The sequence below is a fragment of the Paenibacillus sp. IITD108 genome (genome assembly GCF_036541265.1).
Lineage (GTDB): Bacteria > Bacillota > Bacilli > Paenibacillales > Paenibacillaceae > Pristimantibacillus.
This window is the reverse complement of sequence record NZ_JAZHCT010000006.1, coordinates 187433-201772: the sequence shown is the minus strand read 5'-3', so window position 1 is coordinate 201772 and position 14340 is coordinate 187433. Positions and strand designations below refer to the sequence as shown.

7 protein-coding genes and 1 pseudogene are annotated in these 14340 nt (G+C 45.8%); 7 read left to right on the top strand and 1 reads right to left on the bottom strand.

The window, feature by feature from the left end:
* Positions 1–6: 6 nt before the first annotated feature.
* Positions 7–1743, bottom strand: a complete 1737-nt coding sequence (locus V1L65_RS07535) for a sensor histidine kinase (protein ID WP_331698494.1) — start codon at positions 1741–1743, stop codon at positions 7–9.
* Between the two features lie 204 nt (positions 1744–1947).
* Here V1L65_RS07535 and V1L65_RS07530 point away from each other — a divergent pair, with 204 nt between their 5' ends.
* The 7 genes and pseudogenes from V1L65_RS07530 to V1L65_RS07500 all read left to right on the top strand — a co-directional run bounded on the left by V1L65_RS07530 (position 1948) and on the right by V1L65_RS07500 (position 14338).
* A complete protein-coding gene (locus tag V1L65_RS07530) occupies positions 1948–7311 on the top strand; it encodes a DUF4838 domain-containing protein (protein WP_331698493.1) in 5364 nt (1787 codons plus the stop codon).
* 112 nt (positions 7312–7423) lie between these two features.
* On the top strand, positions 7424–9097 hold the full coding sequence (locus V1L65_RS07525) for an extracellular solute-binding protein (protein ID WP_331698492.1): 1674 nt from the start codon (positions 7424–7426) through the stop codon (positions 9095–9097).
* Between the two features lie 171 nt (positions 9098–9268).
* Positions 9269–10126, top strand: a complete 858-nt coding sequence (locus V1L65_RS07520; RefSeq protein WP_331698546.1) for an ABC transporter permease — start codon at positions 9269–9271, stop codon at positions 10124–10126.
* Between the two features lie 95 nt (positions 10127–10221).
* Positions 10222–11799: pseudogene (locus V1L65_RS07515) on the top strand (FAD-dependent oxidoreductase).
* A 130-nt stretch (positions 11800–11929) separates the two neighbouring features.
* Entirely contained in the window at positions 11930–12805 is an 876-nt protein-coding gene (locus V1L65_RS07510) for a carbohydrate ABC transporter permease (protein WP_331698491.1), read from the top strand.
* 19 nt (positions 12806–12824) lie between these two features.
* Positions 12825–13553 carry an SDR family NAD(P)-dependent oxidoreductase gene (locus V1L65_RS07505; RefSeq protein ID WP_331698490.1) on the top strand — a complete coding sequence of 243 codons (729 nt, stop codon included), beginning with the start codon at positions 12825–12827 and terminating at the stop codon, positions 13551–13553.
* A complete protein-coding gene (locus V1L65_RS07500; RefSeq protein WP_331698489.1) occupies positions 13550–14338 on the top strand; it encodes a creatininase family protein in 789 nt (262 codons plus the stop codon). Before V1L65_RS07505 ends, V1L65_RS07500 begins: the two co-directional genes overlap by 4 nt.
* Positions 14339–14340 lie beyond the last annotated feature (2 nt).

The following is a 14340-nucleotide window of genomic DNA, read 5'->3' as shown; positions in this document are numbered from 1 at the left end:
AGCCATCTACTCCTTATGTTCAGAAAATATAATGTTTATTTGTGTTTTTAAGCCGCCGGAAGGGGAATGGAACAATTCCAGGCCCGCACTGCTCCCGTATTGAAGCAACAGCCGCTGATGAACATTCCAGATGCCGATTCCTCCCTCATGCACTTCCGGAGGCTGCGAAAGACTTAAGCGCAGCTTGTCCAGCTCTTGTTCCGTCAGCCCCGACCCATTATCTTCGATCACTAATTGAAGACGGTTGCCATTCACGTAGCTGGCAATACGAATCCATAAAGGCCCTGACTTTTGAGCAAAGCCATGAACGATGGAATTTTCAATAATAGGCTGAAGGATCAGTCGTGGAACTGGCACATTATTCACATCATCCGAAATATCCAATGTATAGGTTAGACTCGGCATGCGTATCCGATGAATTTCCAAGTAATTTTGCAAGACTTGTATTTCTTCGCGAAGCGTTGAAGCTGTATGCTCCAGCCTTGTCGTATAACGGTAATATTCTCCTAAATTGGTTACCATGGCATCAATGGCTTCACGGTTGCCGCGGTAATTCATAATGCTTATAAAGTGAAGACAATTATATAAAAAGTGCGGGTTGATTTGCGATTGCAGCTGCTTTAAGGATGCGGTTTGAGAGCGCAGCTTTTCTTTGTAAACATTTTCTATCAAATGTTGAATTTCAGATGCCATTTCATTAAAACGATAATTAAGAAAATCAAATTCGTTATTATGCTTGCCTTCAATGCGGGAAGAGTAATCGCCATTGCGCAGCTGAGTAGAGCTGATTATCAGTTTCTTGATCGGCAGACGTACTTGTCTGTACAACGTAATCGCCAGAAAGAGCAGGACAGCCCCCAAGCAGCTTGCTGTGATGAAGAAAATTGTACGGCTCATCATGATCGGTTTAACTAATGGCCCAAGCGGTTCGTAATCAACTAAATACCAGTCTAGCAAGTCAGATTTAATATAAGAGAGTAAATATTCTTCATGATTAATAGTAATTGTTTTGTACTGGCTGTTCAGCAGCGTTTGCGAATCCAAATGTGCGGTGACCGTTGCTACCAGCTTTTCTTCTGCAGTGCTGTTCGATATGTGCTGTCCGGAAGGATGATACAAGAAAGGATCATTGCGACCTTCATTTTTGAAAGAATCAAGCATTTTAGTAAAATTATGCGCTTGGAATTGAACTTCGAATAAAGCGGCATCATTTCCTCTTTTAATTCTACTGAAAGGGTCTACCAAAGTAGTCGTAAATACAGACTTGCTCATGCTTTTGTCCGGCTTGTATGCCCATTTAATTCCCTGATCCTCAGGCGGAGGAAGTAACTCAATATTGCTTAGGCTTAAATCTGAGGAATTAATCAGACGTTTGACAGTTGGAGAATAAATAGAAACATATGTAATCCAGCCTGATGCGGTATTTAGATGTGTCAGCTTGGAACGGATGCGGTTAAGCGCTGCTACGTTTTCATATTTCAGATCATCCAAAGAATAAGAATTGGAAAACTGCTTGACGTCAGGATCAAGCATAAGCGAGAAAACGTTGTTAACAATTTGATTGATGTTGCCGTCGATTTGACTGCGGAAAAACTGCAGCCGGTTAGAGTTGGAGCTGAGCACCTGCTCTTTGACAACCCGAATGCTTTCCCAGTTGGCGTAGCCATATAAAAAGAAGACTGGAACTAATAAAACAAAGATAAGGAGAAACAGTCTGCTTAAAGTTTTTAAACGGATAGGCATGTAGTCAGCTCCATTGTCGGGATGTGGGTGTGCAGATGAGTATATCATACCGCAAAAAATGATAGCAGATGCGATTCTGTGAAAGATGGCTCTTAAATTTATATATTGGCTTGATTGTTTATATTTCAAAAAAAATTGTGCCTGTTATACTGTGATCGAAATAAGCGATTTTTCGCAGCTCTCATTAAAAAAGGAGGAAGCGTCATGAGGTTTAGACTACAGAAGAAGGCAGCATCTGCAATTTTAAGCATCTTATTGCTATTCTCGGCACTGGGATTGCATGAAACAGCTGCTGCTAGTAAAGGGAATGCTGACACTGATGCGGCGGCAAGTGCGACAGCGATAAAGTCGGATATTGCGGGCCACTGGGCGGAGGGGGTCATGCAGAAATGGATTGGCCTTGAGCTGCTTAAAGGGTATGGGGGCAAGTACAAGCCGAATGCCCATATTTCGAGGGCAGAGTTTGTGACGATACTGTCTCGAGTGCTGAACCTGCCGCGAATTAACGATCTTATACCCTTCCAGGATGTGCCGCAAGGCAGCTGGTTCTACGACAGCGTTGCAAGCGCTTACTATTATGGACTGGTGAATGGAAAGTCGGCAAGCAGCTTTGCGCCGGAGGCTACCATTACGCGTCAGGATGCAGCTGTTATTGTAGCGCGCGCTTTTCAATTAAGCGGGGTGCAGGAGCAAGCGGCTGAAGTGAAGGATCGGCCGCAAATAGCAGATTATGCGCTTGCGGCGGTTGACGCGCTGTTTGCAAAACAATATTTGCAGGGGCGTGGTGACCAGGCTTTCGCTCCGCTTGGCCTGTTAACGCGAGCCGAAGCGGCACAGCTTATTGACCGGGTGATAGGAACTTGGGTAACAGATGCAAGCGCGCTGCAATTGCCGATTCGCGGCAACTTGCTGGTGAGCAAGCCGGATACGAATCTTCAAGGCCTTGTCATAGAGGGAGATTTGTATATTGTGCAAGGAGCCCAAGAAGGGAAGGTTAAGCTTGATGGCGTAACCGTCAAAGGATCTACGTATGTGCTTGGCGGGGGCGCAATCGAGATTTATCAATCAACGTTGACAGGCCCGCTCATTGTCAATAAGAAGGCAGGCGATGTGCGCCTGATTGCTTCGGGAGAAGCCAATATTCCATCTGTCGTGATGGAAAGCGGCGGCTTGCTGGAGGAAAGGGGTTTGAAGGAAAACGCATCAGGTTTTCAAACGGTTACGGTGAATAGCGGGAAACCTTCGGAGCATGGCAAAGTCGTGCTCATAGGAGCCTTTGACCAGGTTACTGGAGCAATGGCGGACTCTGAGCTGGGGCTGGCTGAAGGTACAACGGTGGATAGGCTTCTTGTCGATGCGCCTGTTGTTGTGGGCGGCCAAGGAACGGTCAAGCTGGCAATCTTCCAGACAAGCGGCTCCGTATTTAGCAATTGGCCGGAGAAAGTAGAGTTTAAGCCTGGTGTGACGGCTACGATTGAATCCAAGCTGGTGGACAAGGACGATCGTGGCAGCTTCGGGAGTGGCGGAGGATATATAGTGACTCCGCCTGAGGTGGAGGATTCGTTGCATATTGTGCAAAATGGCGAGCCTGCGGCTGCGATTGTGATATCGTCTTCTGCGGATAAGCAGATTAAGGAAGCGGCAGATAAGCTGATTGATTATGTGCGAAAATCGACAGGCGCTGAATTGCCGCTCGTAATAGATGATAGTGAAGCCAATCGTATTACGGCTCAAAATGGCAGCATCACGTATAAGTTTGATGAAGCGCCTGCTGTTGTTCCAGTTGCGGCAGATTTTAAGGTTCAGCCAATTGTAAACAATGAAGAGGCGGAACGCATACAGCCAACTGCTTTGACATGGGATGCCGCTTCACTGACAGCAACCTTGACTGTACCAGCAGTTTCTGTGGCATTTATCGAACAGACGGTTGCCTATAAAGTGTTTTATAAGAATGATTCTCCAATTAAAAGCGCCGTAATGACGATAGAGGAAAATTCAGCCAGCCCTTTGACGTTAAACGCAGATATGGAGATTGGGTACTTGGGCGGTTATGATGCCCTTCCGTGGCGTTATTGGTTAGATCAGCCATATACATGGACGTTTAAAAGAAGCACAGAGCAGGCAAGGAGTGGACAGTACAGCATAAAAGCTTCAGGCATTGGAACTGCATGGCCGAATCAGGAAATCGAAATTGCACAGTATGGCGAATATGAGTTGTCTGCTTATCTTTATCGGCCTTCGGATGCAAGTGCCAATGGCAACGCAACGGTATTCATGAATTTGTTGGACAAGGATGGAAATCATTTGTCGCAGGTCAGCAGTCAGGCAGTGATGATTGCCGACAGTGTAGATGACTGGCTTAAGCTTCAATGGAAGGGCATCATTCCTGAAACAGTGAACGATGTGCCAGTTGAGAGATTGCTCATTGGTCTTTCTTTTAATGATTTTATAGCAACAGATGTTGTGTATTTCGATGATGTGGAGCTGTTTTATAATGGAACTGCTTCTGGTGCTCTGCCTGACGGAGCAGTTGCTGATGATTGGCCGGGTGGAGTCTCTGCCGACGATATGGCAATGTTTAGCGAAGGAGCTCAACAAAGCGAAAAACCAACAAATTATGCAACATTGGTCAGTAGCACTGCAACGGAAGTTTATATTGGCAAGAACGGTTTAACGGCAGCTGAGCAGACCAGTTTGCTGGACGGAATGGAGAAGGACGGATTTGTCATACATCAGAACAAGAAGCGGATAACAATCGCCGGTCCGACATCGTGGGGAACGGAGTTTGGCGTAAGTGAGTTCTTGGAGCGCTATGTTGGCGTACGCTGGCTCATGCCGGGCGAGATTTGGGAGGATGTGCCGCAGTCGAATCAGATTTCTGTGCCGATCGGGGATGAGGTTCGCGAAGAACCGGCATTCTTCTCCCGCACCTTCGAAGTCGCGCCGCAAGCCTCACATGAGCAATGGAAGCGGGATAATAAAATGCACTGGCATGTGGACTTCGGTCATAATTTATACAATTTGTTCCCGCCAGCAGTATATATAGACAGCAATCCTGAATTTTATCCGGCAGGCGCTGATTTGAATACCATTCATACCTGGCAGCCTTGTTTCACTGCTGATGGCATTGTGGAAGAAGCGATAGCGAATATTAATGCCTATTTCGTTCAGCACCCGGAAGCAGAGTCTTATTCAATTGGCATTAATGATACGACGAATTTTTGCGAGGCAAACCCTGCACACCCGGATTATCCGAATAAAATGAACTCCATAGGCATGGTCGATATGTCGAATATTTTCTTTGAATGGGTCAATCAAGTAGCTGCCGGTGTTTTTGCCGAGCATCCAGACAAGTATTTGGGCACGTATGCGTACTATAACGTGTATGATCCGCCTATGGACATACAGATTGATCCTCGAGTTATCGTCTATATTACTGATGACAGGCTTTCCTGGACAGATCCGGACCTGTTGGCTGAAGGACATACAGTAACAGAAGCATGGGCACAGTCAGGAGCGACGGTTGCGTTCTATGAATACTTGTACGGCACGCCGTATATGGTGCCAAGAATGTATTCGAACCTGATGCAGGAAAGTTACATTTATGCAGCTGAAAAAGGGGTTGAAGCTTTTTATAGCGAGCTGAGTCCTAATGTAGGGGAAGGACCTAAAGGCTGGCTATCTATGAAATTGCAATGGGATCCCTATCAAGATAAGGATGCCTTGCTGGAAGAATGGTATGTGCGTGCTGTTGGGGAAGACGCAGCGCCAGATTTGCAAGCTTATTACGAGATATGGGAGCAGTTCTGGGAAGAACAGCTTGTGGATATAGGCTGGTATAAGGCTTGGAAAAACAACTTTCCAAGAACCAATTTTATGCCGCTGTTTTCAGCGGGCTATTTGAAGGACGTTTCCGAAGCGGATATGATGGCAAGCAGAGCGTTATTGGAATCTGTCGTAGAAAAGGCGAATACGCCAAAGCAGAAAAAACGCGCCGAACAAATTGTTGCTATGTTTCGCTACTATGAGCTGTCCGTTGCCGCCTATCCGGATTTGACGAAGGAATTCGACGAGCCGACGACGGAACAGGAGGCTTTGGCATTATTGCAAATTGCTATAGACAGATTAGAAGTTGAGAACGATCGCCTTGCTTTAATGAAGCAATATGAGAATGACGAGTATCTGAAAATAACCTATGCGATTTATTGGGATGTCATCTCGAACAACCATATCTGGGCAATTGTAAAATGGATTTCAGATCATCCGACGGGCTCAACCAGACAATATATAGATACCTTTTTAGAAACGGCGGAGGCAGAAAACGTTCGTCAATTTATGGGGAAATTGATTACGGCTTCCTTCGGGGCGGAAGTTCGCAACCCTGGCTTTGAAGACGGCTTTGATTTTTGGCATGATTGGCCTGATACGACAGCCCAGATAACGGAGGATGCCCATACGGGGACGAAGGCGCTTCGCGTAGAACGGAGCAGTCGCGAACAAACGATCTATCTTGAGGGCGGAAAGACATATACGCTGACCTTCTATGGCAAACAGGACGGCAATGCAAGCGTAGCAAATGTAGTCGGGGTTAATTTTTGGAATGTACCCGATTTAGGAATGCTAGGCAAACATGTATCAGTAACGGCCAGCGAGTACACGAAATATGTGGTTACTTTCACGTCTCCGCAACATTTCTCGCATGCGACCATTGTTGCTTATCGCGATCCTGGCGAAGGCGCGGTTTATGTCGATGACTTTTCAATCGTGGAAGGAGCAGCGCCGGACGATCCGGTAATCGCAAGTGTAACAGCGAGCAATGGACAGTTGGAAGTACAGTTGGAAGGAATCGTTCCCTCCCCTCCGACCGCAAGTAATTTTATAGTGCAGCCTGTAGTAAATGGGACAAACGCTCTGACGGAGCAGCCTAATTCCGTTGTTTGGGATGCTTCTGCCAAGAAGGTAACTTTAACGGTTTCATCGCTCACAGCAACAGCAGGAGACCAGCAACTGGCTTATCGGGTGAAATACCTCAGCGGTGCGGAACTGCTAAGCGAGGAGATGACGATCAATGGAGTCGGCGGCGCGCCGGTTAACCAAAATTCTTCTTTTGAAATTGGCTATAGCGGCGCGTATAGTGCGTTGCCTTGGCAATTTTGGCAAAGCGCAGGGATCATTAGCCGGACGGACGAAGAGGCCAGAACTGGAGGATATAGCTTAAAAGTCGTTGGGGGAGCCGACACCTTTCCGATTCAAAACGTGAAGATTACGGAGACGGGGGATTACACGCTCACAGCGATTTATAAGTCGAGTGCATCATTCACGGGAACTGAAAAGATTACATTTTTCACTAAGTATCTCAATGAAACGAATGGCTGGATCAACCATGTGCAGGGACCTAGCTTCTCAGCAACGGATACTGCGGGGGATTGGGTTGAAATGGTTTGGGATTTTACAGTGCCCGCAACAAATAATGGGATGGATGTGAAGGGACTGTTTATTAGTATGGCTTTCGAGGGCTTTACCGGACAGATCATATATATTGATGATTTTGAATTAATAAAGCGCTAAGCAGCGTATGATGGCTTTCAAAGTTACATTTTGACTAGATTGTTTATATATCTAAGTATGAGCACCGCCTCTATACTTTAAAGTGTAATCAAATCTATTAAGGGGGATATACATGCATCGAATGAAACGCAAGTCACTAACGGTTGTATTAGCCGTCATTATGCTGCTTAGTTTATTGGCGGCATGCGGCAAGAGCAGCATTGGTAATTCAAATACTTCACCAAGCGCCAATAAGGAGTCTGCTGCTCCGGAATCATCGCCAAGCGCGTCGCCCGAAGTTGCTAGTGAGCCGATCACGATAACGACCGCAGGCTGTATTCTGGGGACAGAGAAGTTCAAAGAAGGAGAAACGCTGGAAGACAACGTGACTACTCGTTGGGCTAAGGAAGAGCTAGGCATTGAAATTAAATATCTGTGGACAACTTCGGCGGAGCAATGCGTCACGAAGCTGCGTCTGTCCTTATCCTCTAATGAGCCGCTGCCGGATGTTCTGTTCACGTACACTTACGACTTGGTTGCTGATTTAATCGAAGCAGGTAAATTAATGGATTTGAAGGATGTATTTAATCAATACGCTTCGGAAGATTTCAAAAAAACGTTGGAAGACCCAAGTCTTTGGATGAAGGTTATCAAAGATGGCGGGCGGTACGCAATTCCGATGGTAGAGAGTAAGCACCAGAACGAGCCGGTGCTGTGGCTGAGAGAAGATTGGATGAAAAAGTTTGATCTTCAAGCTCCAAAGACGCTTGATGATTTGGAAGTCATCATGGACAAATTTGTGAATGGGGACCCGGATGGCAACAAGAAGAAGGATACAGTTGGCATATCGATGGGGATTGCAGAATCTTATAACCAATACATGAGCGATGCAAGCTGGGTGTTTGGTGCATATGGAGCAATGCCAGGCTACTTCATTGAAGGTGAAGATGGAAAATTAACTTACGGATCAATCGCTCCGGGCGCCAAGGATGCTCTGGCACGGCTAAGAAGCTGGATGGAAAAAGGCTATATTCATAAAGAAGCTTTGACGCAAGGACCAGTTCAGGCAGCGGAATTGATGAACACAGGCAACTCTGGAGTAGGCACTGGACCTCACTGGATGGCGGATTGGCCCATCCAAGACGTTGCGGTTAACAGCCCGGGAGCCATTGTGAAGGCTTATCCGCTCCCAGCAGGTCCGGACGGAAAAGTAGGCCGGCGCGGCGCAGACATAGATAATGCTTATCTGCTTGTAAATAAAGACTTCAAACATCCGGAAGCTTTATTCCGCTATTTGAACAAGCTGTTTGAAGGGCAGAATAAGGTTCCTGGCTCCGAGTTTGAAAATGGCTTTTTCGAAGGCTATGACTATGTAATGAAAGACGGCAAGCCATTCTATGAGGATGAGAACCGCATTGATCTTACCCGCAATTTTATAACGGTTCCGCCGCGTGATCCGTATCTGGAGGTCAGTACATTTAGAGATCTCGCACAAGGCAAAAAGCCGGAAACAGCTTATCAGGAAGCTCTCGCAAAACGCAATCCGGCTATTTGGGAAGCTGCAGCATTATCGATGGATATGAAGAATGCGTCGGTATATAACCTTGACCGCGGTATGCCTACCAAAACGATGGCGGCCAAGTGGGATTACTTGCAGAAGCTGGAGAAAGAGTTTTACAGCAAAGTCGTGATGGGCGAAACGTCTATAGATCAGTTTGATCAATTTGTTGAGAAATGGCTGTCCTCTGGCGGCGCCGATGTCATTAAAGAAGTAACCGAGCGCTACGAAGCGAATAAAAACTCCTAGGCTATAGGGATAGTATGATGATGCCCCGTCTGCCCCGGCATATGCCGGGGAGATGCGGCTGTAGAAAGAGGTATCGTAGTGAAACGGAAACAAACATCAACAGCTGCAGATGCAGTGAAACTAACTGCAGGGAGACCATTCACTTGGAATAAAGCGTGGACGCTCCATTTGATGATCCTTCCGGGGCTCCTTGCTCTTCTTATTTTTTCTTATCTTCCAATGGCAGGGCTTATAATCGCTTTCCAGGATTTTAAGCCTTGGCTAGGAGTTGCAGGTTCTCAGTGGGTTGGGCTAGACAATTTTCGCATGATGTTTGACAGGCCGGACAGCATTCAAGTTATTTGGAATACGCTGATTATTTCCAGCGCGAAGATTATTGCAGCGCCTTTGTCCTCGATTGGCTTTGCGCTGCTCTTAAACGAAGTAAGAATGATATTTTTTAAGAGAGCCGTACAAACTTTGGTCTATTTGCCGCATTTTCTGTCATGGGTTATTTTGGGCGGTATTTTAATAGAGGTGCTGTCTAATGCGGGCCTTGTCAATCGGGCGCTGCAGTGGATGCTCGGCGTAGACAATATTCCTTTTTTGATGAATGGCAATTGGTTTCGCTTTACGGTGGTCGTCTCGGATGTATGGAAGGAGTTTGGCTTTGGCGCTATTGTATTTTTGGCTGCTTTGACGGGCATTAATCCTTCCTTGTATGAAGCGGCTGAAATTGATGGGGCAAGCAGATGGCGCCAGACGCTGGCGATTACGCTGCCAGGCATTATGCCGATCATTGTGCTGATGTTTACTTTGTCGCTGGGAAATGTGCTGAACGCCGGTTTTGATCAAATTTTTAATATGTACAATTCGCTCGTTTATGATAAGGCCGATATTATCGATACGTTTGTTTACCGCACAGGCATTTTGGGCGGCGGAATGGGCTTTGCCACTGCAGTGGGCATGTTCAAGTCCGTTGTCGGTTTAATCTTAATTGTGTTGTCTTATCGTTTAGCTTACAAGATTGCAGATTATCGTATTTTTTAAAAGCTTGGCTGAGGAGAATGACCGATACCGCTTCATGCTTTAACGACAAGCTCTATATGGAAGTAGATTTTCATACGATAAAGGCGGTTGGATCAATGGAAAGTAATAAAAGAGTTGCAGACGTTATTGTATTAGGTGGAGGTGCAGGAGGTTGCATGGCCGCACTTGCTGCTGCGAAGATGGGGATGCGAGTTATTATGACAGAAGTAACAGACTGGCTGGGGGGGCAACTAACTAGCCAGGGTGTTCCGCCCGATGAGCATCCATGAATTGAAAACTTTGGCTGTACCAGCACGTATCGAGAATTCCGCAATCGCGTTCGCCGATATTATAAGGACAATTATCCGTTGACAACGGCTGCGAAGGAAGATTACTATTTGAATCCAGGAAATGGTTGGGTAAGCCGTATTTGCCATGAGCCGAGAGTCGCACTTCAAGTCATCGAGGATATGCTTGCACCTTATATCAGCAGCGGCCGGATTATCATTTTATATGGTTATCTTCCAGAAAGTGCTTCTACAGTTGATGATATCATCCAATGGGTTCAGGTGAAGCATATTGCCACGGGATTCAGTGAACGAATAACGGGTGACTATTTTTTGGATGCTACAGAATGCGGAGACTTGCTTCCACTTGTTGGCGCAGAATATGTGACTGGTGCCGAAGCGAAGAGCGAAACTGGAGAGCCTCACGCCTCCGATCAGGCAGATCCGCTTGATATACAAGCCTTCACCTTTGTATTCGCTTTAGACTACATGGAGGGGGAAGATCACACGATTGCTATGCCGGAACAATACGATTTTTGGCGCCAATTTATGCCAAGCTTCTCGCCCTATCCGCTGTTTAGCTGGTTTGTGCAGGACGTGAATAAAACAGATCAAATGAAGAACTTTTCATTTCTGCCTGATGAGGGCGAACTGGCATCCTTATGGACCTATCGTAGAATTATTGATAAAGCGTTGTTTGAAGGTGTTTTTGAAAGCGATATTGCACTGATCAATTGGCCGCAAAATGACTATTTCTTAGGTTCGATTTATGAGGTGTCGGAAGCGGAACGGGATAGACATTTGTATGGAGCCAAGCAATTAAGCTTGTCACTGGTCTATTGGCTTCAAACGGAGGCTCCTCGTCCCAATGGCGGAAGCGGATATCCTGAAGTGAGATTGAGGAAGGATGTACTTGGAACCGATGATGGTTTGGCCAAGTATCCTTATATCCGGGAATCTAGAAGGATTAAAGCACTGTATACAATTACCGAGAAAGATGTGAGCATCGAACAACGTCATCATCAAGGGATTAAGCGCTATGAAGACAGCGTTGGTGTCGGAAGCTATTATCTTGATTTGCATCATACTGCGAAGACGAATCGCAGCTTTTATATTCCAACCTATCCTTATGAGATTCCGCTTGGCGCGTTACTACCCGTACGAGTTAAAAATTTGTTGCCTGCATGCAAAAACATAGGTACTACTCAAATTACCAACGGCTGCTACCGTGTGCATCCAACGGAATGGAACATCGGCGAAGTAGCAGGATATTTAAGCGCTTACGCCATCATGAATAATCTTACGCCTCGAGAAATAAAGGAAGTCGAGAAGCATTTGCACGCCTTTCAAGCGCTTCTTCAACAGCGTGGCATTGAGATTCATTGGCCGGAAAAAATGGAACTATAGAGAACAACCTCGATAATTGTTTCAGTTTCACAAGCCACGAAGAATGTAGAAAGGGTATTAACGGTTGTATCAGCCGTGATTATTTTTGTCTTATCGTATTTTTTAAAAGCTTGGCTAAGGAGAATGACCGATGTATCATAAAACGCCATCCTATAAAGTTTTTTATGCGTTCAATATTGCGCTGTTGACGGTACTGGCTATACTATGTATTTTGCCGCTTATTAACGTGCTGGCGATTTCTTTTAGCTCCAGATATGCGATTGATTCCAATCTGGTTACTCTATGGCCGGTGGAGTTTACGTGGGAAGCTTACTTAAAAACGCTGCAAAATGATCATTTTGCAAGAGCGATGGGAATTACACTTGAACGGACTTTGCTTGGCACGGCGCTGAGCATGCTATGTACGATTATTACGGCTTTTCCACTGTCGAAACCTGATATGGTGTTTAAAGGCCGCACAATATATGCTTGGGTATTTTTATTTACAATGCTGTTCAGCGGCGGGCTGATCCCGACTTACATTTTGATTCAAGAACTGGGACTTATGAATAGTATCTGGGCGCTTGTCCTGCCGCCTATTAATATTTTCAACATATTGCTGCTGCTCAATTTTTTTCGCGGCATTCCGAAGGAGCTGGAAGAGGCTGCATTTATCGATGGAGCGGGCTACTTCCGCAGCTTGATGAATGTCTACGTTCCTTTATCGCTCCCCGCTTTAACGACACTGTCTCTCTTTTTTATGGTAGGGCATTGGAACGCATGGTTTGACGGTATGCTTTATATGACGGATATGAAGCAGTGGCCGCTTGCCACCTTAATGCGCACAATTGTTGTCGATCTTGATTTTACTAAAATTACAATGGATCCTGCAGAAATGCGACTGTTGTCCGACCGTTCGGTGAAAGGCGCGCAAATTTTTATTTCGATACTGCCGATTATACTCGTCTATCCGTTTTTGCAGAAGTATTTTGTGAAAGGGCTTGTGATGGGATCAATGAAGGAATAGGTCATGGAAGGAGAAAGTCATGCCTGAATACCGATTGAAAAATAAAGTGATTTGGGTAACCGGAGCTTTGGGCCTGATTGGTAAAGCTTCAGTTGAGCACTTTTTAGAAGAAGGCGCTTATGTTATTGGCACTGACTTGTTGCATTTTACGCAAGCAGCAGAGCTATCGGAATTAGAGCGGAAATTCCCTGGCCGGTTTTCCTTGCATGTTTCAGATGCGACTGACGAAGGGCAAATCATAGGGATTATTGAAATAATAAAGCGGAAGTTTAACCGGCTGGACGGCTTGTTTCATAATGCTTATACACAAATTTGGAAATCGTTATCTGAAGCTTCACTGGAAGATTGGGAATTTGTTATGAAAGGGACGCTTACGAGCACATTTCTAGTGAATAAATATGCGGTATCCATGATGAAACAATTGGGCGGAGGTTCACTCGTCAATACTTCATCGGTGCTCGGGACGGTTCCCGTAAAGAATGGGCCGGTGGCATATGGCTCGGCGAAAGCAGCGGTAAATCATCTGACAAGAATGATAGCTGTTGAGAATGCTCTATTCGGTATCCGGGCCAATGCCATAATACCAGGTGATATCAAGTCAGAGAATCACGCACAGGCTATGGATAATCTGATTGGAAGAAGCGGGCGGCCAGAAGAAGTAGCCAAATTGGCAGCATTTCTGCTGTCGGATGATTCCTCTTATATAACAGGTTCCTTGTACCCAATAGATGGAGGGTTTAACCTATGACGAAGTTGGATTTTGGCGCATATACGAGAGAAGAACTGAAAGCATTTGCTAATGGAGGCTACACCGTTATTATACCTCTTGCCGCAACGGAGCAGCATGGTCCTCATCTGCCCGTCTATACGGATACGATGATTTGTGAGCGTGTATGCCGTGAAGCCATTATACAAGCGGGTTCTGCTGCAAAGCTCATCATGGCCCCTGTACTAAGCATTGGCTGCTCGGGGCATCATCTTGAATTCGGAGGAACGTTATCATTCTCTTCATCGGTTTATTATCAGATGCTTATGGATATTGGACGGAGCCTGCATATAGGGGGCTTTAAGCAAATTATATTCCTGAACGGCCATGGCGGGAATGAGTGGATGATGCAGCAGGCAGCTGTAGATTTAACTATGCAGTATTCCATCTGGACAGCTTCTGCATCTTATTGGAATCTGGCGAAGCAAGCGCTGATGGATATTGATGCGCAGCGAATAGGTCCTGTTCCAGGCCATGCGGGAGCTTTTGAAACCGCGATGATGATGTCTTTATTGCCTGATTTGAAGGCTGATGGCTTGAAGAAAGAACATCCATCTACTATCTCAATTACGAAAGAGCTGACTAATGTATTTGCAGGCCGGCGCGGTTTAATTACAGGTTATGACGGTTATACAGACGCGGCTGACGGAGCAACGAAGGATATGGGCGATCTTTTCTTCGCAGTTATTGCTAAAGCGGTAACCGAATGGCTGATTCAGAGTACGAATCACATGCAAAGCATGAAGGATAATGATGAGAGGGAGTAAAT

Excerpts from the sequence above, each read along its gene's own strand:
- V1L65_RS07500 (WP_331698489.1), top strand. The coding sequence starts at position 13,550 with ATGACGAAGTTGGATTTTGGCGCATATACGAGAGAAGAACTGAAAGCA.
- V1L65_RS07535 (WP_331698494.1), bottom strand. The coding sequence starts at position 1,743 with ATGCCTATCCGTTTAAAAACTTTAAGCAGACTGTTTCTCCTTATCTTT.
- V1L65_RS07510 (WP_331698491.1), top strand. The coding sequence starts at position 11,930 with ATGTATCATAAAACGCCATCCTATAAAGTTTTTTATGCGTTCAATATT.
- V1L65_RS07530 (WP_331698493.1), top strand. The coding sequence starts at position 1,948 with ATGAGGTTTAGACTACAGAAGAAGGCAGCATCTGCAATTTTAAGCATC.
- V1L65_RS07520 (WP_331698546.1), top strand. The coding sequence starts at position 9,269 with ATGATCCTTCCGGGGCTCCTTGCTCTTCTTATTTTTTCTTATCTTCCA.
- V1L65_RS07505 (WP_331698490.1), top strand. The coding sequence starts at position 12,825 with ATGCCTGAATACCGATTGAAAAATAAAGTGATTTGGGTAACCGGAGCT.
- V1L65_RS07525 (WP_331698492.1), top strand. The coding sequence starts at position 7,424 with ATGCATCGAATGAAACGCAAGTCACTAACGGTTGTATTAGCCGTCATT.